This window comes from Cobetia sp. MB87, assembly GCF_011319755.1.
Lineage (GTDB): Bacteria > Pseudomonadota > Gammaproteobacteria > Pseudomonadales > Halomonadaceae > Cobetia.
Genome location: NZ_VFBC01000004.1, coordinates 127,879 through 148,188, shown reverse-complemented (window position 1 = coordinate 148,188; position 20,310 = coordinate 127,879). Strand labels below are relative to the sequence as shown.

Here is a 20,310-nt window from a genome sequence, read left to right as displayed (position 1 = left end):
AGGATCTTGACCGTGTCATGCCCTCATTCTCAAGGAGCCTCACATGCGCTGGTTCAGTAGCTACCGCTTGCACGGTCATAGTCTTGCCCCCAGTCTCCCGCAGCACAGCCTCATCATCAGCATGCGCTGGCCCAGCCGCTGGCGATTGACACCCGGCGCCACCGTCGTGGTGGAACATCCCAGGCTGGGCCAGCTGGTCAAGCGCCTGCATCGCATCGATGACAACGGCCGCCTTTGGCTACGTGGCGAGCATCCCGACGGCTTGAGCAGCGAGCAGATGGGCCCGGTTTCCCGGCAGTGCATCAAGGGCCGTGTCGTCTTCAGCGTGGCGGCAACGCCTTCGTCTCATCAGCTGCGCCACGGCGCCTGACAGCCCCCAGGGCACATCACTCAACTCTGGAACGACACAGTTCGAAGATGGCATGGCCCGTAGAGCAAGCCCGGCAAAGAAAAGCCCGTAACGTAAAGCCCACAAACGACAACGCCCGCCTCCCATTCACATGGGGGCGGGCGTTGTCTTGTCAGCGGAGCCAGCAGTTGAGGCGTGGCCCCGAACGCTTCAGATCACTCTTCCATGAAGGAACGCAGTGACTCGGAGCGCGACGGGTGACGCAGCTTGCGCAGCGCCTTCGCTTCGATCTGACGGATACGCTCACGGGTGACATCGAACTGCTTGCCGACTTCCTCGAGGGTATGGTCGGTGTTCATGTCGATACCGAAGCGCATGCGCAGCACCTTGGCTTCACGTGCGGTCAGGCCGGACAGGATGCCGCGGGTCGCTTCGATCAGGCCTTCGCCAGTGGCGGAGTCGATCGGCGAGACCATGGTGCCGTCCTCGATGAAGTCACCCAGGTGCGAATCATCATCGTCACCGATCGGCGTCTCCATGGAGATGGGCTCCTTGGCGATCTTGAGCACGCGACGCACCTTGTCTTCCGGCATCTCGAGACGCTCGCCCAGTTCTTCCGGCGTCGGCTCGCGACCCATTTCCTGCAGCATCTGACGCGAGACACGGTTCAGCTTGTTGATGGTCTCGATCATGTGCACCGGAATACGGATGGTGCGTGCCTGGTCCGCGATGGAGCGGGTGATCGCCTGACGGATCCACCAGGTGGCGTAGGTCGAGAACTTGTAGCCACGACGGTACTCGAACTTGTCCACGGCCTTCATCAGACCGATGTTGCCTTCCTGGATGAGATCCAGGAACTGCAGACCACGGTTGGTGTACTTCTTGGCGATGGAGATGACCAGACGCAGGTTGGCCTCGACCATTTCCTTCTTGGCACGACGCGCCTTGGCTTCACCGATCGACAGGCGACGGTTCACTTCCTTCAGCTCGCTGACCGGCAGCTGGACCATGTCCTGCTCGAAGGCGATCTTGCGCTGGGCACGCAGCACGTCGGCACGGAACGGCTCGAGCTTGTCGGCGTACTTCTTGCTGCCACCGATGAAGCTGTCGAACCAGTCCATGTCGGACTCATGACCCGGGAAAGCCTTGATGAAGCTCTTGCGAGGCACCTTGCCGCGCTTGACGAAGATCTGCAGGATGACCTTTTCCTGCTCGCGCACCTGCTCGACGGACACGCGAACCTGGCCGACCAGGCGCTCGAAGTGCTTGGGCACCAGCTTGATCGGCGAGAACAGCTCGGCAAGACGGTCCTGCTCGGCTTTCGCTTCGGCAGAGCCGGAGCCGTACTTCTCGATGGCGGCCTTGGTCGCCTCGTTCTGCTCACGGATCTGCTCGAAGCGGACGCGGGCCAGCTCGGGGTCCGGGCCGCCTTCAGAAGCGGAATCGTCATCTTCGTCTTCGTCGCCTTCGGACTCTTCGCCCTCGGGGATCTCTTCGACTTCCTCGACTTCGACTTCGGCGACACCCGGCACGCCTTCGTCAGGGTCGATGAAACCGGAGAAGAGATCGGACAGACGTCCGCCGTCTTCGCCCAGAGTGCCGTCGTAGGCTTCCAGGATGGAGTCGACTGCCCCCGGCAAGAATGCCAGCGACGACATCACCTCACGCGTGCCCTCCTCGATCCGCTTGGCGATCTTGATTTCGCCTTCGCGGGTCAGGAGTTCCACGGTGCCCATCTCACGCATGTACATGCGGACAGGGTCGGTGGTGCGTCCCACATCGCTTTCCACCGCGGCGAGGGCAGCAACGGCCTCTTCGGCGGCAGACTCGTCAGTGGAGGAATCAGACATCATCAGGGTATCGGCATCGGGCGCTTCTTCCGCGACCTTGATGCCCATATCGTTGATCATGCTGATGATGTCTTCCACCTGTTCGGGATCAGCGATATCCTCGGGCAGGTGATCGTTGACCTCGGCATAGGTCAGGTAACCCTGTTCCTTGCCGCGCGCGATCAACTCCTTGAGACGCGACTGCTGCTGCGCATTACCAGCCATAGAACCCCTATCTCGACGAAGAAGAATGAAGCACCTGGACGCGACGCGGCTCAGCAAGTGAGCATGGCGCCGGTATAGGGACGAAGAGAGCATCAAGCGCACCAGTATAGCGTGCCATCAGGAGATGCTGCCAGCGGCGTATTTGCCGGACCATCCAGGTGTGTTAGCGTTATCGGTTACGTTGCGGCAGTCCGCATCGGGAGCTACCTCATTAAATAGTGGGCATGAGTGCGTCTTTCAAGGCCATGGGACGTATTTTCCTGCGCCATCACCTCAGCTCTCACGGCATTTCCACCATTGTCGGCCTTCCTGGCACCGAGACTGCGTCAGCGCCGTGTTGCCAGCTCCATCAGCAGGGCCATCAGCCGCTGCTTCTCTTCTGCCGACAACTTCTCGCCACGCTTTTCCTTGGCCAGCAAGGCCTGATATTCCGCTTCCGGCGTCGTGCGCGCCTGCTGATGCTGGCAATGCTCCACCAGACCCTTCAGCTCTTCGCTGCGCACGTCACGCGGAATCAGCAATTCGCGGGCTGCCAGCTGCTCAAGTCTCGGTCCCTGTGCGGTGCCGAGGAAGTGTGCCAACAGCACCTGTGGCGAACGATACTGCCCCGCCTTCAAGAGACGCACCACATCGTTCAACAGCTGCGCATCCTCGCTGTCGACCGGCTCGCCCGCCCCCTCTATCCACTCATTGGCGTCAGGCAGCTCGGCGACCAGCTGCGGCTCGTGCACCAGAAGATGCAAGAGGCGCGTCAGCATGCTGACCGAGGTGCGCTTCTGAGACCTGGCCGGCGTCGCGCGCGAAGCTTGAGCACCCTGGCCCGCTGACATCTCGCCGTGCGATTGCCAGTCATCCGGCTGCCAGCCATCGGACTCGCTATCGCCGAAGCCGGCATCTGCCATCGCCTCCAGCGACGACCACTCATCCTGTGCGTCACTCAGCGTCGCGCCGTCCTGAGGACTGGCAGCGGGCGCTGAACGCGGCGCGCCGGGCTGACGTTGTTGCTGTTGCAAATGCTGCGGTTGCTGACGTAGCTGCTGGTGCTGACGCAGCCGAGCCTGCTGGGCTTCACGCGCCGCGGCGCGCTCGACCAGCATGGCATCCAGCCGTTCACGCTCCAGACCACTGCGCCGCTCCAGCTCCTTGAGCAGCAGCGAGCGCAGCACACCCTCTGGCACGCGCGAGATCCACTCCAGCGCCTGGGTCACGAACCGCTCGAGCTGCTCCATGCGCTTGAGGTCACGTCCTTCCGCGGCCTGTTCGAACAGGAACTCGGAGAGCCCGGAGGCGCAGGTGACACGCTTCCCGAATGCCTCCTGCCCCTCGCTGCGTACCAGGGAATCCGGGTCCTCGCCTTCGGGCAGGAACAGGAAGCGCGCCTGACGTCCATCGATCATGACCTCGAGCACGGTCTCCAGCGCGCGACGCGCCGCCTGCCGACCGGCCTTGTCGCCGTCGAAGCAGAACACCACCTCATCGACCAGGCGATACAGACGCTTGAGGTGCTCCTCACTGGTCGCGGTGCCCAGGGTCGCGCAGGCATTGCGAATGCCGTACTGCGCCAGCGCCACCACGTCCATGTAGCCTTCGACGATCAGCATGCGTTCCAGCTTGCGATTCGCCTCACGGGCTTCATACAGACCGTAGAGCTCGCGTCCCTTGTGGAAGACGGGAGTCTCGGGAGAATTCAGGTATTTGGGCTTGGCATCGCCCATCACGCGACCACCGAAGGCGATGGTGCGGCCTTTCCAGTCACGGATCGGGAACATCACGCGATCGCGGAAGCGGTCATAGCGGCGACCGCTTTCCTCGTGGTGAATCAGCAGACCGTATTCGATCTGCACATCCTCGCTGACACCCAGCTTGCTCAGGTGATGCTTGAGATGCTCCCAGCCTTCCGGCGCGAAGCCGATGCCGAAATCACGCATGACCTCGCGCGACAGACCCCGCCCTTCCAGATACTCACGCGCCGGCTGCGCGGCCGGTTCCGTCAGGCGCTGACGATAGAAGTCCGCGGCCGCCTCGAGCAGATTGACGCCCTCTTCGCGGGCCTGCTCACGACGCTGCCGCTCACGGCGCTCGTGCGGACTCTGGTTGCCGCCTTCGCGCGGCACTTCAAGCGCCAGCCGCGAGGCCAACTGCTCGACGGCCTCGGGGAACGGCAAGCGATCGAATTCCATCAGGAACTTGAGGGCACTGCCGCTCGCCCCGCACCCGAAGCAGTGATAGAACTGCTTGTCCGGGATGACGTTGAACGAGGGAGAGTTTTCCTGATGGAACGGGCAGAGGCCGACATAACTCTTGCCGGCCTTCTTCAGCTGGACGCGCTCACCCACCACCTCGACCACATCGGTGCGGGCCAGCAGATCGTCAATGAAGCCTTGAGGGATGAGACCAGCCATGATTCGCCAGAAGTCGTGGAAAAACGGACTGACCGCAAGATAGTGTCGGCTCAGTGGAGTGAGCGGCTACCTTCGGGTCAGGCCATTCCTCGAGTTAGCGACATGTGCCAGGCAACGGCACACGGCTCGAGAACAAACGGACCACTAGAGACAAAAACAAGCGGCCACCGTGAGGCAGCCGCTTGGTGTCCTTCCAGAGAGCAGAATATCACTCCCCAAAAGTACGGATCAGTAGAGACGCTCGAAACGCTTGCGCTCACGCTGAACCTTCTTGGCGTGGCGCTTTACAGCGGCCGCCTGCTGACGCTTGCGAACAGCTGTCGGCTTCTCGTAGTGCTCACGACGACGCACTTCGGAAAGAACACCGGCTTTTTCGCAGGAGCGCTTGAAACGGCGCAGGGCGACGTCGAACGGCTCGTTGTCACGTACTTTAACTGAAGGCATTAAACACTCACCTACCTTGAGATCATGAGTTCGGTTTGAACGCACATCCGGTGCAGCCACTCCTCAGGAGCCACCAGCCAGCGACGGTAAACCGCCACCTGCAGGTCGATCCAGCATCAATCAGTCGCCTGCGACACCACCGGTGAGGGTAGCCGTCGCTGGCTGGAATCATGATTCGGGGAGCTTTTGCGGGGTGGTCGGATGCACGACCCAGTCTTGCAGAGTGCCATATTCTAGACACCCGCCCCCGGCTTTGCAAACGCGGAAACCGGAAATCCTCTCTCCCTCAACGCCAGCTGGCGCGACACCCGTGCTCACAGCCAGTAGAATGTCGCGCATTCACGGCACACACGCCTCTCGGGCTCGCTCAGGCAGCCTCGCTGGCCGTGCCGCCCTCTACTTCTGATATTTCCTGAGAGTCAGCCATGCGTGTGCTCGGCATCGAGACTTCCTGCGACGAGACCGGCGTCGCCATCTACGACACGGACCAGGGCCTGCTTGCAGATGCCCTCTACAGCCAGATCGCCATGCACGCCGAGTTCGGCGGCGTGGTGCCGGAACTGGCGTCGCGTGATCACACTCGCAAGCTGCTGCCGCTGATCCAGCAGGTCATGGACGAAGCACAGCTGAAGGCCGCTGACATCGATGCCATCACCTATACCGCAGGCCCGGGCCTGGTCGGCGCGCTGATGGTTGGCGCGTCCACCGCGCATGGGCTCGCCAAGGCTTGGCAGGTACCGGTGCTCGGCGTCCACCACATGGAAGGCCACCTGCTGGCACCGATGCTGGAAGACGATGCACCGGAATTTCCCTTCGTGGCGCTGCTGGTATCCGGCGGACACACCCAGCTGGTCGCGGTGCGCGGACTGGGCGAATACGAGCTGCTCGGCGAGTCCGTGGATGACGCGGCCGGCGAAGCTTTCGACAAGGCCGCCAAGATGCTGGAACTGCCCTATCCCGGCGGCCCGCAGGTCGCGAAGCTGGCCGAACAGGGCGACCCCGGGCGCTATCGCTTCCCGCGCCCGATGACGGACCGCCCGGGCCTCGACTTCAGCTTTTCCGGTCTCAAGACCCACACCATGGTCACGCTCAAGAAGGCCAAGGCCGCGGACAACCTGGATGAGCAGCACTGCGCCGATATCGCACGCGCCTTCGAGGAAGCCGTGGTCGACACTCTGGTCATCAAGTGCCGTCGCGCGCTGGACCAGACCGGCCTCAAGCGCCTGGTCGTCGCCGGCGGGGTGAGCGCCAACACCCGCCTGCGTGAGCGCCTGAGCCATGAGCTGACCAAGCGCAATGCCCGCGCCTACTACCCGCGCGGCCGCTTCTGCACCGACAACGGTGCGATGATCGCCTACGTGGGCGCGCAACGCCTGAATGCCGGCGAGCAGGACACTGGCCCGATGAAGGCCGTGCCGCGCTGGCCGCTGGACAGTCTGGCGGCCCCGAGCACAGCGCAGGACTGAGGCTAAGTCCTGCCAGACGACAACGCCCTGCTAGACACCAGTGCCCTGCCAGACGACAACGCCCTGCCGATGAGAATCGGCAGGGCGTTGTCATTGAGGGGCCGGTCAAGCTCACCGCCGGTCACTGACACCGGCAACGTGGTGCCTGATGGCGTCAGACCATGGCACCAGCGCGCGAGATCATGCGGCAACGCCAACTGAAATCCACCGGCCACAAAGGCTGCTGTTCGGCGCGCCCTGCGGCCACGAACGCCTTCCACAGCGAGGCGTAATCCTCGCCGGTGACGGGGTGGCGCTCCTCACCGAACGACTCGGCCAGCGGCAGCAGCACGAAGGCATTGCGATCGACCTCATCGCGCGGCAGCATCACGCCATCGACCTCTCCGGTCAGGGTACCGACGGTCAGCAGGTCCAGATCCAGGGTGCGCGGGCTGAACTTGGCACTGTTCTTGAGGCGACCATTGGCCAGCTCGAGCTGCTTGCACCAGGCCTGCAATTCGCCGACGCTCCAGTCACTCTCGAAACCTGCGACCAGGTTGAGGAAGTTGCGCCCGTCGACGAAGCCCACCGGCTCGCTCTCGTAGACAGAGGATAGCGTCAGGTTGCCGAAGGTCGCTTGCAGGGCATCCAGGCAGACCCGCACATGATGCTCGCGCTCGATATTGCTACCGATGGAGATCAGTACCAGACTCATGCCGGCGCATCCGAGGCGGTCTCGAGGCTGCCACGCACGATGCGAACGCCAACGGCGGCGGCTTCCGGCACGGCGCCCGGCTTGCGCACCGTCATGGTCAGCCAGCGAATGCCGAACTCTTCACGCAGCAGCGCTGCCAAGCGCTCGGCGAAGGTTTCCACCAGCTCGAAACGGCTCTCTGCGGCGAAGGTCTGGATGCGCGCGCTGATGGCGGCGTAGTCCAGGGTGTGCGTCAGGTCATCGTCGGCAGCTGCGGCACGAATATCCGTGGCCATTTCCAGATCCATCACCAGACGCTGGCGAATGGTACGCTCCCAGTCATAGACACCAATCACGGTTTCCACGGCCAGAGCCTCGATCAGCACACGATCCACGGCGTTACCTCTATGCTTGTCGAATGAACGAATAAAAACGACGCCCAAGGCCCCGCCATCATGCGACTGATTCTACTGCACCCGGCCCCTGCTTGGCCAAGCTGCCAGCCCCTCTCTCCCTGCCTGTGCGCGACACCTCGGGCTCGCAGCGAGTCGACATCATGCTGACGGGCCTGATCGAGTGGACCGCGCAACTGGCCTCCTGGCAACAGTTGAGCCTGCTGATGGCCGTGGCCTATGCCAGCGGTTCGGTACTGGGCGCGGTGTGGATCTGTCAGCGACTGGGGCTGCCCGACCCACGCCTGGCGGGGTCCTTCAATCCGGGCTTCTCCAATGTGCTGCGGTTGCATGGCGCACTGCCCGCTGCCCTGGTGCTGGTCTTCGATGCCGCCAAGGGCATGCCGGCACTCTGGCTGGGGCTGGCGCTCTCGCTGCCACCCTGGGCACTGGGATTGATCGGGCTGGCCGTGCTGATCGGCCACAGTCTGCCGCTGTGGCACCGTGGTCATCGCGGCGGCAAGGCCGTGGCCGCTGCCTTTGGCGTGCTGCTGATGCTGGCTCCGGGCGTCGCCTTGAGCTGCGCCGCGCTATGGGTCGGGCTGGCCTGGCGACTGCGTACGGCGGCCATCGCCTCACTGGTGGCCGGACTGGCGGCGCCCCTGTTCAGCCTGTGGCTGGCGCCGCAGATGAGCGGCGTGATTCTGGTCTTCGCCAGTCTGATCGTGATTCGTCATGCGCTGAATCTGCGCCGCCTGAGCGATGGCAGCGAACCGCGCCTGTAAGCATGCTCTGCTCACACACTGCGTTCTTCTTGAAAAATACGCTCGCTCTCTCACACCCCCTTCCTGCAACCAAAACACAAAAGCCCCAGCGCAGGGCCGGGGCTTTCGGGGTCAGGTACTCAGCAGCGAGCAGGTGATCAGTGACTGTGTCCGCAGCCGCAATGAGGCGCGTGCACTTCCGGCATGGCCTGCCATTCGCACAGCGCCTGCTCGATGGCCTGCTGGCGCTGTTCACTGAGCGCACGCCCGATCTCCGCCCCTTTCAGGCCCTGTTGGACCAGAGACTGCGGCGACACCGCCGTCGCGGCTTGCCAAGCGGCATTGCCCAACCGTGCCAACCCCTTGTCCTCGACGGCCAGCAGGGCCACCAGCACCGACTGGCGCTCGCCACGCCGCCAGGCATCGACACCATCCAGCCAGGCCTTGAGATCGGCTGCGCTCACGCCACCTTCCCGCCGCGAGGCCTCGTTCAATTCCCGGCACAGACGCGCCTGCTGGGCGGCGTCACGCACGGCGCTGGGCAGACGCAAGTCCTGCGCCAGGGCATCGATCTCGTCGCGTGACAGGTGCTCCACCAGGCGCGCCATGCGCCAGCAGACCATCTCCGCCTCATCGACCAGCTGTCGCGGCAGGCGGTCCAGACGCGCCAGCGCCGCTGCCAGCTGCTCGGCATCGCGGGTCAGCGGCGGCATCAGCACCGTCAGCGCCCCCAGCTCATCGAGCAGCTGGAAGTAGGCCTCGGGACTGGCCTCGCCCAGCGCCTTCTCGGTCTCCTTCCAGACCCGCTCGGCCACCAGATGCGAGACCTCGCCGCTCTCGACCATGGCGACCATCATCTGCCGCGTCTCATCCGCGACGGTGAAACCGAGCCCCTGATAGCGCGCCAGAAAGCGTGCCACGCGCAATACGCGCAGCGGGTCTTCGCTGAAGGCGCTCGAGACGTGACGCAACACGCGCGCCTCGAGATCCGCCAGGCCACCGTAAGGGTCTATCACCTCGCCCTGCCCCGGCGTGCTATCGAGCGGCTCGGCCATGGCATTGATGGTCAGGTCGCGACGAATGAGGTCCTCTTCCAGCGTCACATCGGGGCTGGCATGCACGCTGAAGCCTGCATAACCGTGACCGGACTTGCGCTCGGTACGCGCCAGCGCGTACTCCTCCTGGGTCTGCGGATGCAGGAAGACCGGGAAGTCCCGCCCGACCGGCCGGAAGCCACGCGCCTGCATGTCTTCCACCGTTGCCCCCACCACCACGAAGTCACATTCGTGCCACGGCCAACCCAGGCGCGCATCACGCACCGCGCCGCCCACGCGATAGACCTCAAGCCCGCTCAACAGGCGGTCACGCGAATCGGTCGGTGAATAAGGCGTCGTCTGAGTCATGCGAGTGTCCTTGCCCTGCGGCACGAGATACAAAGCTGAATGAGGAAAGTGAGGAAGTACGGCCAGTGACGGCTGTCACGTGTAGGCGGCGTCAGCTACCGCTCTCGACGTCATCGCCATGCGTCAATTGGTACTGGGTAAAGCCACCATCGAGGGAATAGACCTTCTCGAAGCCCTGCCCCGCCAGCCAGGCGGCGGCCTGCTGGCTGGAATGGCCGTGATAGCAGACCACCACCAGCGGCTTGTCACGCGGGGTGTCTTCCAGGATGGCACCGGCACTGGCGTTGTCCAGATGACGGCTGCCCGGGATACGCCCCTGCGTGAAGCTGAGCGGATCGCGGATATCGAGTACCACGAGCGACGGGTCGCGTTGGCGCCAGTCACTGAGGGTTGCGAGATCAAGATGTTCGAAACTCATGCGGACTCCGCTTGTTGAGTAAGGGGAAAGGCATTCGCCAGCGACGGCAGACCTGCTGTCACTGGCGACGGGAGGGCGCTCAGCGCGAGGTCAGCGCCGGCTCGAAGACGCGCTCTTCCGTCTCGAGATTGAGCGCCGTCAAGCCACCGCCCCACACGCAGCCGGTGTCCAGCGCCTCGACATCCTGACGCGCCGCCGGTGCCTCGCCCTCCAGAGCAGCCCAGTGGCCGAACAGCAGGCGCGGCGAATCATCCCAGGCCCCTTCGGGACGTGGGTACTGGAACCAGGGGCGACATCCCTCCGGCGCGCTGTCCAGCCCTTCCTTGGCCGCGAAATCCAGTCGGCCATCACTGTGCAGAAAGCGCATGCGCGTGAAGACATTGACGATGCAGCGCAGGCGCGGCGTGCCTTCGAGCTCCTCCTGCCAGCGGTCCGGCGTATTGCCGTACATCTCGCCGAGAAAGCTCCGATAGTCGTCTCCCGCCAGCACAGCGTGCGCTTCGCGGGCATAGCCGGCCGCCTGGTCCAGCGTCCAGCTCGGCAACACGCCGGCATGGCTCATCACCGTGCGGCGATTGCCGACCAGCGCATCCACCATCAGCGGCTGACGACGCAGCCAGTCCAGCAGCTCGTCGCGATCCGCCGCCTCGAGAATCGGCGTCAGCGTATCGGAGCGCTTGTGACGGCTGAAACCTTCCGCCACCGCCAGCAGGTGGAGGTCATGGTTGCCCAGCACCACCCGCGCATCATCACCCAGCGACTTGACCAGGCGCAGGCATTCCAGCGAGCCCGGCCCGCGATTGACCAGGTCTCCCGCCAGCCACAGCACATCGCGCCCCGGCGTGAAATCGAGGCGCTGCAACAGCCGTTCGAACTCTTCGTGGCAGCCCTGCAAATCGCCAATCGCCCACTGCGTCATGCCCACTCCCTGACCGCCGTGGCGGTCTGACTTGCTGTCTTGAATACGAAACACTGCATCACGCGGCCACCCTAGTGAACCTGATGCGGCCCGGCGAGCCGGAACGGTGCGATGGCGACCTCGAAGGTGCGCGCATGGGTCGCGTCACAGAAGGTATAGGCCCCCTGCATCACACCGACCGGCATGTCGAGCACGGCGCGCGAGGTATAGCGAAAACTCTCGCCGGGCGCGATCAGCGGCTGTTTGCCGACCACGCCCTTGCCACGCACTTCCTGCTGATCGCCGCTGCCCTGGGTGATCTTCCAGTAGCGCGCCAGTAGCTGCACGGTCTCATTCGTCCCGTTGTGCACGGTGATGGTGTAGCGGAACACGTGCCGGTTCTCGCTCGGACGACTCTCGTCGGCGCAGTACTCGGGTACGGCGTCAATACGGATGTCCGCCACGCTACTCATGCGTCGTGGTCGCTGGCGTTGCGGGCGTCGCCCTTGGCATCGCTCTCGGCATCGAGGCGTTCGCCGCTGGCGCTATCACGATGACTATCACTGGCACTGTCGGCTGCCGGCGCACCGTGGCCGACATTGCTGCGCGGACGCTTCTTCGGTGCCTTGTTGGCCTTGTCCACAGTCATGCCCTGCTCACTGAGGTGGTTGCTGATCATCACCAGCTCAGCGACGGTCAGTGTCTGCGGACGACGCGAGGGATCGATGCCCAGCGCGGTCAGCTGGTCGGCATCGATGCGGCCCTTGAAGTTGTTGCGCAGCGTCTTGCGGCGCTGGGAGAAGGCTTCGCGCACGATGACGGCGAGCAGCTTCTCGTCCTTGGCCGGATGCGGCAGTTCACGGTGCGGCACCAGACGCACGATGGCGGAATCCACCTTCGGCGCCGGGAAGAAGGCGCTCGGCGGCACCAGGAACAGATTTTCCACTGCGCAGTAATACTGGGTCATCACCGACAGGCGGCCCCAGTCGGTGCCACCCGGCTCGGCGGCCAGACGCTCGACGACTTCCTTCTGCAGCATGAAGTGCATGTCGGAGATCGCGCCGCGTGCTTCCAGCAGGTGGAAGATCAGCGGAGTGGAGATGTTGTACGGCAGATTGCCGACCACGCGCAGTGCCGGGCCATCACCGACCAGCTCCGGGAAGTCGAAGCGCAGGGCATCGCCTTCATGGATCACGAAGTCCGGGTAGTTGAAGAACTGCACGCGCAGGCCCGGAATGAGGTCACGGTCCAGTTCGATGACTTCCAGCTTGCCTGCCGCTTCCAACAGCGGGCCGGTCAAGGCACCCTGCCCCGGACCGATCTCGACCAGGCGCTCGCCTTCCGCGGGACGAATGGCATTCACGATGCGAGAGATGACGCCAAGGTCCTGCAGAAAGTTCTGACCGAAACGCTTGCGAGCGCGATGCGCGGGGAAATGTTGGGACATGGGACTGACCTTCCTCCTGGGAATCCGTCGGGATTCCCGACAACAAGACGCCGCCATGGCCTGCAGGGACACAGGCAGACCGGGGCGGCGAGACCATCCTCGATGGTCGAATGACTGGGGTAGCGAGACGCCACGCTGTGGCGCACGCCTGACGTGCCGCCATGCGGTCACGCCCGAGTGATGCGGGGATTATCTCAGGCTCGCGCGGCGGCTGCCATCTCGATGGCGACACGCACGGCCTGCAACAGGCTGCCGACGTCGGCACGCCCGCTGCCGGCGAGGTCCAGCGCCGTGCCGTGATCCACGGAGGTACGCACGATCGGCAGGCCCAGCGTGATGTTGGCGGCTTCACCGAAGCCAGCATACTTGAGCACCGGCAGGCCCTGGTCGTGGTACATCGCCAGTACCGCATCCACGCCCTCCAGATGCCGCGGCGTGAACAGGGTGTCGGCCGGCAGCGGGCCATCCAGCTGCATGCCGGTCGCGCGCAGGGCATCCAGCGTCGGGGAAATCACCTCGATCTCCTCATGCCCCAGGTGCCCGCCCTCGCCGGCATGCGGATTGAGCCCGCACACCGCGATGCGCGGTGCGGCACAGCCGAAGTAGCGCGTCAGGTCCTTGGCGAGAATCTTCATCACCCGCGTCAAGCCCTCGGGCGTGATGGCCTCGGCCACCTCGCGCAGCGGCAGGTGTGTGGTGGCCAGCGCCACCCGCAGCCCGGGGCACGCCAGCATCATGACCACCTCCTCCACCCCGCAGACATCGCGCAGGTATTCGGTGTGGCCGGTGAAGCCCGCATGCCCGGCCTCGATCACGGCGGCCTTGGACAGCGGCGCCGTCACCATGGCACTGGCATGCCCCGCCTGGCAGGCGGCGATGGCGACATCCAGCATCGCCAGCACATGATCGCCATTGCGCGCATCGATCACGCCCGGCTCGCTGGGCACTGCCAGCGGCACCGGCCACACGGCAAGCTCACCATTGCGAACCGGCGGCAGCGGATCGCCCGGCGACAACTCATGCACCACCAGCGGCAGACCCAGCAGGCGGGCACGACTGACCAGCAAGGCGGGGTCTGCCACGGCGACCAGCTGCGCAGGGAACGCTTCCGCCTGACCGGCGAGCATCACCAGCAGCTCGGGACCGATGCCCGCCGGCTCACCGGCGGTCAGAGCGATGATATCGGGCGCAATCTCTTCGCGACGATTCATGACGGTGTCTCGCTGCTCCACTCGGACTTACTGCTCATCGAGACGGTTGTCGACGTAGGCCTCGGCACGCACCTGCTGCTGCCAGGCTTCGAGCTCATCATTGAGCTTGCGCTGGAACAGGGTCTTGCGGACCTTGTCACGCTGGCTGGAGTTGGTCACATCCTGCTGGCGACGCTCCTCGACTTCGATGATGTGGTAGCCGAAGCGACTCTTGACCGGCTGGCTGATCTCGCCCACGTCCAGACCATTCATGGCCGTCTCGAAGGAGGAGACCGTCTGGCCCGGGCTGACCCAGCCCAGTTCGCCACCCTTGAGAGAGCTGCCCTTGTCGTCGCTGAACTCCTGGGCCAACGCGGCGAAGTCCTCGCCCCCCAGCAGACGGCGACGAATGGACTCGGCGCGCTCAAGCGCCTGCTGATCGCTGAGGTTCGGGTTGGGCTGGATCAGGATGTGGCGTGCGCGCGTCTGGGAAATCAACGCCTTGCCCGCGCCACGCTTCTCGATCAGCTTGACGAGGTGATAGCCACTGGCACTGCGCAGCGGCTCGGAGACCTGGCCGGCCTGCATGTTCGGAATGACATCGGCGAACACCGTCGGCAGCTCACCGCCGGAACGCCAGCCGAGATCACCGCCGCTCAGTGCCTGACTGCCGGCAGATTCGGCGGCAGCCAGCTGGGCGAAATCGGTGCCCTGCTCGATCTGCTGGCGCAGGCTGTCGGCCTTGGCGCGCGCGGCCTTGACCTGGTCCGGCGTCGGCTCCTGGGGCAGTGCCACCAGCAGGTGGGCCAGATGGTACTGGACGTCGCTGCCGACATTCTGCTGATTGAGATAGCGATCTATCTCACGATCGGAGATCCGCACCCGACTGGCGACGCTGCGCTGCTGGATCTGCTGCACCAGCAGCTCACGACGCACCTGATCGCGCACCTGGGCCAGTGACATGCCGTCCTGCTCGAGCTTGTCGGCGAAGGCTTCCAGGCTCATGCCGTTGTCCTTGGCGATGCCGCGCAGGGTGGCGTTGAGCTGGGTGTCATCGATGCTGAGGTTGGCCTGTTCCGCCAGCTGCAGCTGAATCTGCTCATTGACCATACGATCAAGAACCTGACGCTCCAGCACGTCGCGCGGCGGCAGGTTGATGCCACGGCTCTGCAACTGCTGACTCGCCTGGGTGACGCGCTGCTCCATGTCGCTTTGCATGATGGCGTCCTTGTTGACCACGGCAACCACGCGGTCGAGCAACTCGGCGGCACCGGCCGGCAGACTCGCCAGCACAAATGCCAGCCCCAGCGGGGCAATCAGGGTCTTGCGCATCACATGTTCTCTCGGCGTAAAAATGTTGATGGCGCCGCCCTGCGGCGGCGCCTTGGCGTCATCGTTCACGGCCTGGCGCGGCGACTCAGAAGCCCGCGTTGCGATAGCCCGGTACGGCCTGTTCCAGGTAGCTGTCAGCACTCTGGCCAACGCCTCCCAAGCCCTTGAATTCAAAGGTCAGGAAGATGCCATTCTTCTCTTCGTCATCCGAGATGGTGTTGGCGGTGTCGTTGTCATCCTGCCATTCACGCCAGGTGACCTGCACGCCGTAGCAGCAATCGTTGTACTGCACGCCCAACACCTTCTCCAGTGAACGGGAATTGGTGCTGTCATACATGTAGCGGCCCAGCAGCGACCAGCTCTCGCTCATCGGCGTCGCGAAGGAGAAATCCCACTCGTTGCGGGTATAGCCCAGCACGTCATCCTCGTCCTCATCGTCGTAAGGCACGAAGCCTTCGATCTCACGATTGAAGCCAAAGTTCAGTACCGTGCCCTGTTCCGCACGATAACGCAGCGAGGTCTGGGCACTTTCGGTCACGCCACGATCGAAATCCTGGAACACGGCCTGGGAGGCGGTCCACTGGTCGTTGAGCACCACATCGGCCTGGAAGACCACCGGCGAGCGGTCACGCGTCGCACGATAGTAGTCGGAGTAGCTGTCGAAGTCGGAGCGTGAGGTCTTGTCCGGATCACCGTCCATGTCGATGTTGCGGTCCGACAGGTAGCTCGACTGGCCGACGCCCAGCTTGAGGCGTTCACGGCCGCTTTCATCGCTGATGAAGCGTGACGACACGCCGTAGGAGACCTTGTTGGTATCGCCGACACGGTCACCTCCGCTGAAGCGGTACGGAGACCACAGCTGATTCCAGCTGAAGGCGTCTTCCGAGGTGTCGAAGTCGGGCAGATCGGACTGATCAACCTCCGGCACGTAGGCGTAATAGAGGCGCGGTTCCAGCGTCTGGGTATAGCCGTCGCCGAACCATTCGGTCTCGCGATCGAAGATCAGGCCGCTGTCCAGCGACAGTACCGGGATGGTGGCGGACGGGCTGGTGCTGCGGTCCGTCTCGCGGTCACCATAGTCCAGGCTGTATGACAGGCTGACCAACTGCGCGCGCGGCTCGATGAAGCTCCAGCTCTGGTCGCTGCGCCAGCCCAGCGCCGGCGCCAGTCGCAGGCGCGAACCATTGGCGGCCTGGTCTTCGTCGATGTCGGTATCCGTCTCATCGACGTCACGCCAGAAGTAGGTCGCGTTGGAATTCCACTCTTCGTAGAAACCGTTGGACTGACTCCAGCGACCATCCGCGGTCAGGCTCGGCAGACGGTAGAACGGCTTGTCATCGTTATCCAGCGGGTAGTCCATGCGCTGATAGCCCTGCGCCTTGAACTGCAGGTCCCAGACATCGCCGTGGTAATCGAGCTGTGCCAGACGTTCGAGGCTATCGGTTTCCGTTTCCCCGAAGTTGCGCCCGAAGTCGTCGAAATAATTGCCATCGGAGGCGGCGCCGTACTTCAACTGGTAGTCGGTACGGGCATCATAGCGGCCAGCATGCTGGTAGTTGATGTACCAGCGGTCCTCGCCGATCAGGTCTTCCTCATCATCGTCGGGATCGCTGCCGCCATCGTCATCGGCGAGCCAGGCGCCCTCGATGCTGCCTTCATCGCCACGCGGCAATAGATAGCGGAACTCGCCTTCCAGCATCTCGCCACGCTCGGAGATGTAACGCGGCGTGAGGGTGGCGTCGTAATTGGGGGCCAGATTCAGGTAGATCGGCTGGGCGTAATCGAAGCCGCTGGAGCTAGTGTAGCTGAACTGCGGCCACAGCAGGCCCGTGTGGCGGCGGTCATCGACCGGGAAGCGCACGTAGGGCCAGTAGAAGACCGGCACGCCGCCCATTTCCATGCGCGCATGCTTGGCCGTTCCCCAGCCGGAATCCTGATCGATGGTGATGTCGCTGCCGACCAGGCGCCACAGGCTGTTGCCCGGCTCACAGGAGGTGAAGCTGGCATCCTTCAGGCGGTAGCGACCATCCTCGAGACGTGCCAGCTGCACCGCGTCGCCGCGCACATGCTGTTCGTGAAAGACGTAGTGACCGTTGTCGACGCTGGCCGCATCGCTGTTGAGCGAGACCCGCGCGTCGTCGCCGCGCAGCAGGACCCCGGGCTGACGATAGGTGACAGGCCCCTTGGCGGTGGCGGTGTCACGCGCCTCGTTGACGCTGACCTCGGGCGATTCCAGCTGGGAATCGCCGCGGCGCAGCACCACCTCCCCCATCAGGGTGGCGACGCCATCGTTGCCGTAATTAGCCTTGTCAGCCGAGGTCGTGACCTGCTCCGGCGTGTCGCCCGCCTCGATACGGTAGGCCGGCGTGACATAGCGCCCGGAGCACAGCTTGCCCCGCGGCACCTCATCATAGGGCTGCCAATCGAGCTGACTGGCTGACAGGGGCTCGGGCGGAGCGGCCTGTGCCATCAGAGGGGCGCCGGCGGCCAGTGGCGCCAGCGTCCACAACAGACGGAAAACCAGTGGCTTGAGCTGCCAGACCGGGCGGTCATCGCCCAATCGGGCTATCGGTGCCTGCCGGGAATGAGCAGACAGAGAGGGAGTCGCGAAGCGACGCTGACGTCGCCCGGGAGCGGTCGTCGGCTTGCCCGGATGGGATGAATGGCTGCGCTGGGCCATGGCTGCTCTGTGTCCTTGGCTGGGGGAATCGGTATTATACAGGCCCAGCAACCGGCCTTCCTGCTTGCCGGTTCCGCCTGCCTTCTCGTCACCACACGACAGCATGCGGGGCCGCGGCACAGGCGTCAACTGACAGCCGGCCCCGCACACGCCGACAGGAGCCCAAGCCCCATGACATCCGACGCCCGCCGCCAGGCGCTGCACGCCTGGGCCGCCGCCCGCCACGACCTCACGCCAGAGGCCGTGCGCATGAGCGCCGTGGCTGACGACGCCAGCTTCCGCCGCTATTTCCGCCTGCACCTCGAGGAGCTCGACCCGGCCACGCCGGCGCGCATCCTGATGGATGCCCCGCCCGAGAAGGAAGACAGCCACGGCTTCGTCGCCATCGCTCGCCAATGGCGCGACGCCGGCCTGCCGCTGCCCGAGATCTTCGCCTTCGACGAGTCACTCGGCTTCCTGGAGCTGGAAGACCTCGGCGACACCCCGCTGATGACCGCCCTGACCAGCACCGAGCACGCTGACCACTACTATGGCGAAGCCATCGGGCTGCTCGAGCAGCTGCATCAGCTGCCGCCCGGCAACCTGCCTGCCTATGACGACGCCCGGCTGTCTGCCGAACTGGCGCTGTTTCCGGAGTGGTGCCTCGGCCAGCTGCTCGACATGCCACATGACCGCCGCTACGCCGCCTGGGACAAGCTGACGGGGCAGTTGCTCGCGGCCGCCAGCGCGCAACCGGTGGTGACCGTGCATCGCGACTTCCATGCCCAGAACCTGTTCCTGCATCAGTCGGCATCCCAGGACCAGCCGCGACTGTGGATCATCGACTTCCAGGACGCCGTCAGCGGCCCCGAGAACTACGACCTGATCTCGCTGTTGCGCGACCGTCACTGGCGCTGGCCGGAACCCGCCATGGCGCGCTGGATCGAGCAGGCGCGTCTGGCCGCCTTGCCACGCTACGCCGCGGCCGGCCTGCCGGCACCGAGCCCGCTGGAATACCGCCAGAGCGTCGAGCGCATGGGCGTTCAGCGCAATCTCAAGATTCTCGGCATCTTCGCGCGCCTGACACTGCGGGATGCCAAGCCACGTTACCTGACGCTGATGCCGCGCTTCCTCGGTCACCTGCGCGAGGGTCTGGCCTTCTGCCCGGAACTGATCTCCTTCACCCACTGGCTGGATGAGGTGCTGACGCCGGCACTGTCGCTGCGCCTGGCCGAGGAATGCGAGGCGCGCGACCTGCGTCTCGCCAATGGCGAGCGCCCCGAGATCAACCTCGATGATTACGATGAGCTGGCAGCACTCGCCGATCGCGCTGCCCGCCTGCAGCGCAATGCGGCCGCCGCGGATACGGCGAAGAGCGCTGCGGCAGGTGGGGAAAGCAAGGACAGCGCAGCAAATGCCGATAACCAGCCAGGGAGCCACTGATGCGCGCGATGATTCTGGCGGCCGGTTTCGGCACGCGCATGCGCCCGCTGACCGACCACACCCCCAAGCCGTTGCTGGAAGTCGCCGGGCTGCCATTGCTGGAGCACCACCTGCTGCGCCTGGAAGCGATCGATGTGGACAGGGTCGTCATCAACGTCGGCCACCTGGCCGACAGGATTGTGAGCCACTTCGCAGCGAAACCGAATGCCCGGGGCCAGCTCGAAGCTTGCTGGCAGGGGCGCAAGCGCTTCCTGACACTGATCTTCTCGCGCGAGGAGACGCCGCTGGAAACCGGCGGCGGCATCGCTCGCGCCCTGTCACTGCCCGAGGCGCTGACGCAGGACGCAGGCGATGACACGCCCTTCCTGCTGATCAATGGCGATGTCTGGTGTGACGTCGACCTCACGCTGCTGACCATCCAGGCGCTGGCGAGCCATTCACTTGCTCCACTTGCCGATCAGCCCCAGGCGCTGGCGGGGCTGGTGCTAGTGGATAACCCGCCACACCATCCCGAGGGGGACTTCCTGCTCACCCCGACGGGGATAGTGAAGGATGACGCCCGCGCCGAGAGCGACGAACAGGACGAGAAGGACGTGCAGACCGGCAGCCGCCTGACCTTCTCCGGTGTGTCGTGGCTGTCACCACGACTGATCCGCCGCGCCATCGCCGAGACACCGGCCTACCAGGGCCCTGACAGCGTCTTCAAGCTGGCGCCACTGCTGCGTGAGGCCATGCAGCATGGCGAGGTGCGCGGCCTGCATCATCGCGGCGCCTGGATCGATGTCGGCACCCCACAGCGTCTGGCCGAGCTGGATGAGCTGCTGAGCCACGACAAGGCTTGAGTCAGCGAGATATAAGCTCAGCGCTGGACGTTCCTCCGGGCGCGCCGATGACAATGCTACCCTGTGCGCCATCGTGCTCTCCGCGCTCTTGTAACTGGAGCCCCCGGCCCTTGAAACCACTGACCTCGGGCCGG

Annotated in this window: 17 protein-coding genes and 1 pseudogene; 5 read left to right on the top strand and 13 right to left on the bottom strand. The window is 64.6% G+C overall.

What is annotated here, in order from left to right:
- Positions 1 to 43 precede the first annotated feature (43 nt).
- Positions 44 to 370, top strand: a complete 327-nt coding sequence (locus tag CDPAHKCJ_RS03250; protein ID WP_054557224.1) for a hypothetical protein — start codon at positions 44 to 46, stop codon at positions 368 to 370.
- Positions 371 to 564: 194 nt separating this feature from the next.
- Here the strand turns inward: CDPAHKCJ_RS03250 and rpoD are convergent, their stop codons facing one another.
- The 3 genes from rpoD to rpsU form a co-directional block, all read right to left on the bottom strand.
- Positions 565 to 2,403, bottom strand: a complete 1,839-nt coding sequence (rpoD, locus tag CDPAHKCJ_RS03245) for an RNA polymerase sigma factor RpoD (RefSeq protein ID WP_043334650.1) — start codon at positions 2,401 to 2,403, stop codon at positions 565 to 567.
- A gap of 326 nt (positions 2,404 to 2,729) precedes the next feature.
- The gene (gene dnaG, locus CDPAHKCJ_RS03240; protein ID WP_166018683.1) at positions 2,730 to 4,805 is read right to left on the bottom strand and encodes a DNA primase; all 2,076 of its coding nucleotides are present in this window, start codon (positions 4,803 to 4,805) and stop codon (positions 2,730 to 2,732) included.
- Between the two features lie 228 nt (positions 4,806 to 5,033).
- Positions 5,034 to 5,249: a 30S ribosomal protein S21 gene (gene rpsU / locus CDPAHKCJ_RS03235; RefSeq protein ID WP_024951433.1), complete on the bottom strand. Its 216-nt coding sequence runs from the start codon at positions 5,247 to 5,249 to the stop codon at positions 5,034 to 5,036.
- Between the two features lie 425 nt (positions 5,250 to 5,674).
- On the opposite strand from rpsU, the gene tsaD reads away from it, so the two are divergent.
- A complete protein-coding gene (gene tsaD, locus CDPAHKCJ_RS03230) occupies positions 5,675 to 6,715 on the top strand; it encodes a tRNA (adenosine(37)-N6)-threonylcarbamoyltransferase complex transferase subunit TsaD (protein ID WP_166018682.1) in 1,041 nt (346 codons plus the stop codon).
- Positions 6,716 to 6,869: 154 nt separating this feature from the next.
- Here tsaD and folK read toward each other — a convergent pair whose 3' ends face one another.
- Together folK and folB are read right to left on the bottom strand one after the other, a co-directional pair.
- On the bottom strand, positions 6,870 to 7,409 hold the full coding sequence (gene folK, locus CDPAHKCJ_RS03225) for a 2-amino-4-hydroxy-6-hydroxymethyldihydropteridine diphosphokinase (protein ID WP_166018681.1): 540 nt from the start codon (positions 7,407 to 7,409) through the stop codon (positions 6,870 to 6,872).
- Entirely contained in the window at positions 7,406 to 7,783 is a 378-nt protein-coding gene (gene folB / locus CDPAHKCJ_RS03220; RefSeq protein ID WP_166018680.1) for a dihydroneopterin aldolase, read from the bottom strand. The genes folK and folB overlap by 4 nt, the downstream gene beginning before the upstream one ends.
- Positions 7,784 to 7,944: 161 nt before the next feature.
- On the opposite strand from folB, the gene CDPAHKCJ_RS03215 reads away from it, so the two are divergent.
- Positions 7,945 to 8,565, top strand: a complete 621-nt coding sequence (locus CDPAHKCJ_RS03215) for a glycerol-3-phosphate acyltransferase (protein WP_166018679.1) — start codon at positions 7,945 to 7,947, stop codon at positions 8,563 to 8,565.
- 137 nt (positions 8,566 to 8,702) lie between these two features.
- Here CDPAHKCJ_RS03215 and CDPAHKCJ_RS03210 read toward each other — a convergent pair whose 3' ends face one another.
- From CDPAHKCJ_RS03210 to CDPAHKCJ_RS03175, 8 genes and pseudogenes are all read right to left on the bottom strand, one after another.
- Positions 8,703 to 9,947 (bottom strand): polynucleotide adenylyltransferase, encoded by a 1,245-nt coding sequence (locus CDPAHKCJ_RS03210; protein WP_166018678.1) that lies wholly within the window; start codon positions 9,945 to 9,947, stop codon positions 8,703 to 8,705.
- Positions 9,948 to 10,038: 91 nt separating this feature from the next.
- Positions 10,039 to 10,365 carry a thiosulfate sulfurtransferase GlpE gene (gene glpE / locus CDPAHKCJ_RS03205; protein ID WP_054557228.1) on the bottom strand — a complete coding sequence of 109 codons (327 nt, stop codon included), beginning with the start codon at positions 10,363 to 10,365 and terminating at the stop codon, positions 10,039 to 10,041.
- Positions 10,366 to 10,444: 79 nt separating this feature from the next.
- Entirely contained in the window at positions 10,445 to 11,284 is an 840-nt protein-coding gene (locus CDPAHKCJ_RS03200) for a symmetrical bis(5'-nucleosyl)-tetraphosphatase (protein WP_166018677.1), read from the bottom strand.
- Between the two features lie 71 nt (positions 11,285 to 11,355).
- The gene (gene apaG, locus CDPAHKCJ_RS03195) at positions 11,356 to 11,736 is read right to left on the bottom strand and encodes a Co2+/Mg2+ efflux protein ApaG (protein ID WP_166018676.1); all 381 of its coding nucleotides are present in this window, start codon (positions 11,734 to 11,736) and stop codon (positions 11,356 to 11,358) included.
- Between the two features lie 185 nt (positions 11,737 to 11,921).
- A pseudogene (rsmA, locus tag CDPAHKCJ_RS03190) lies at positions 11,922 to 12,710 on the bottom strand (16S rRNA (adenine(1518)-N(6)/adenine(1519)-N(6))-dimethyltransferase RsmA); the annotation flags it as partial.
- Between the two features lie 194 nt (positions 12,711 to 12,904).
- Entirely contained in the window at positions 12,905 to 13,921 is a 1,017-nt protein-coding gene (pdxA, locus tag CDPAHKCJ_RS03185; protein WP_166018674.1) for a 4-hydroxythreonine-4-phosphate dehydrogenase PdxA, read from the bottom strand.
- A 27-nt stretch (positions 13,922 to 13,948) separates the two neighbouring features.
- The gene (locus CDPAHKCJ_RS03180) at positions 13,949 to 15,232 is read right to left on the bottom strand and encodes a peptidylprolyl isomerase (protein WP_043334629.1); all 1,284 of its coding nucleotides are present in this window, start codon (positions 15,230 to 15,232) and stop codon (positions 13,949 to 13,951) included.
- 85 nt (positions 15,233 to 15,317) lie between these two features.
- Positions 15,318 to 17,912, bottom strand: coding sequence for an LPS-assembly protein LptD (locus CDPAHKCJ_RS03175; RefSeq protein WP_240916637.1), 2,595 nt, complete (start codon positions 17,910 to 17,912; stop codon positions 15,318 to 15,320).
- Between the two features lie 171 nt (positions 17,913 to 18,083).
- Between CDPAHKCJ_RS03175 and CDPAHKCJ_RS03170 the strand changes: the two genes are divergently transcribed.
- Both CDPAHKCJ_RS03170 and CDPAHKCJ_RS03165 read left to right on the top strand, forming a co-directional pair.
- The gene (locus CDPAHKCJ_RS03170) at positions 18,084 to 19,334 is read left to right on the top strand and encodes a phosphotransferase (RefSeq protein WP_166018673.1); all 1,251 of its coding nucleotides are present in this window, start codon (positions 18,084 to 18,086) and stop codon (positions 19,332 to 19,334) included.
- Complete coding sequence (locus tag CDPAHKCJ_RS03165; protein ID WP_166018672.1) at positions 19,334 to 20,176, top strand: nucleotidyltransferase family protein; 843 nt, start codon at positions 19,334 to 19,336, stop codon at positions 20,174 to 20,176. The genes CDPAHKCJ_RS03170 and CDPAHKCJ_RS03165 overlap by 1 nt, the downstream gene beginning before the upstream one ends.
- Positions 20,177 to 20,310: the final 134 nt, after the last annotated feature.

What these genes read in the sequence shown, in the direction of transcription:
- CDPAHKCJ_RS03250 (WP_054557224.1), top strand. Translation starts at nt 44, where the DNA reads ATGCGCTGGTTCAGTAGCTACCGCTTGCACGGTCATAGTCTTGCCCCC.
- rpoD (WP_043334650.1), bottom strand. Translation starts at nt 2,403, where the DNA reads ATGGCTGGTAATGCGCAGCAGCAGTCGCGTCTCAAGGAGTTGATCGCG.
- dnaG (WP_166018683.1), bottom strand. Translation starts at nt 4,805, where the DNA reads ATGGCTGGTCTCATCCCTCAAGGCTTCATTGACGATCTGCTGGCCCGC.
- rpsU (WP_024951433.1), bottom strand. Translation starts at nt 5,249, where the DNA reads ATGCCTTCAGTTAAAGTACGTGACAACGAGCCGTTCGACGTCGCCCTG.
- tsaD (WP_166018682.1), top strand. Translation starts at nt 5,675, where the DNA reads ATGCGTGTGCTCGGCATCGAGACTTCCTGCGACGAGACCGGCGTCGCC.
- folK (WP_166018681.1), bottom strand. Translation starts at nt 7,409, where the DNA reads ATGAGTCTGGTACTGATCTCCATCGGTAGCAATATCGAGCGCGAGCAT.
- CDPAHKCJ_RS03215 (WP_166018679.1), top strand. Translation starts at nt 7,945, where the DNA reads ATGCTGACGGGCCTGATCGAGTGGACCGCGCAACTGGCCTCCTGGCAA.
- CDPAHKCJ_RS03210 (WP_166018678.1), bottom strand. Translation starts at nt 9,947, where the DNA reads ATGACTCAGACGACGCCTTATTCACCGACCGATTCGCGTGACCGCCTG.
- glpE (WP_054557228.1), bottom strand. Translation starts at nt 10,365, where the DNA reads ATGAGTTTCGAACATCTTGATCTCGCAACCCTCAGTGACTGGCGCCAA.
- CDPAHKCJ_RS03200 (WP_166018677.1), bottom strand. Translation starts at nt 11,284, where the DNA reads ATGACGCAGTGGGCGATTGGCGATTTGCAGGGCTGCCACGAAGAGTTC.
- apaG (WP_166018676.1), bottom strand. Translation starts at nt 11,736, where the DNA reads ATGAGTAGCGTGGCGGACATCCGTATTGACGCCGTACCCGAGTACTGC.
- pdxA (WP_166018674.1), bottom strand. Translation starts at nt 13,921, where the DNA reads ATGAATCGTCGCGAAGAGATTGCGCCCGATATCATCGCTCTGACCGCC.
- CDPAHKCJ_RS03180 (WP_043334629.1), bottom strand. Translation starts at nt 15,232, where the DNA reads ATGCGCAAGACCCTGATTGCCCCGCTGGGGCTGGCATTTGTGCTGGCG.
- CDPAHKCJ_RS03175 (WP_240916637.1), bottom strand. Translation starts at nt 17,912, where the DNA reads ATGGCCCAGCGCAGCCATTCATCCCATCCGGGCAAGCCGACGACCGCT.
- CDPAHKCJ_RS03170 (WP_166018673.1), top strand. Translation starts at nt 18,084, where the DNA reads ATGACATCCGACGCCCGCCGCCAGGCGCTGCACGCCTGGGCCGCCGCC.
- CDPAHKCJ_RS03165 (WP_166018672.1), top strand. Translation starts at nt 19,334, where the DNA reads ATGCGCGCGATGATTCTGGCGGCCGGTTTCGGCACGCGCATGCGCCCG.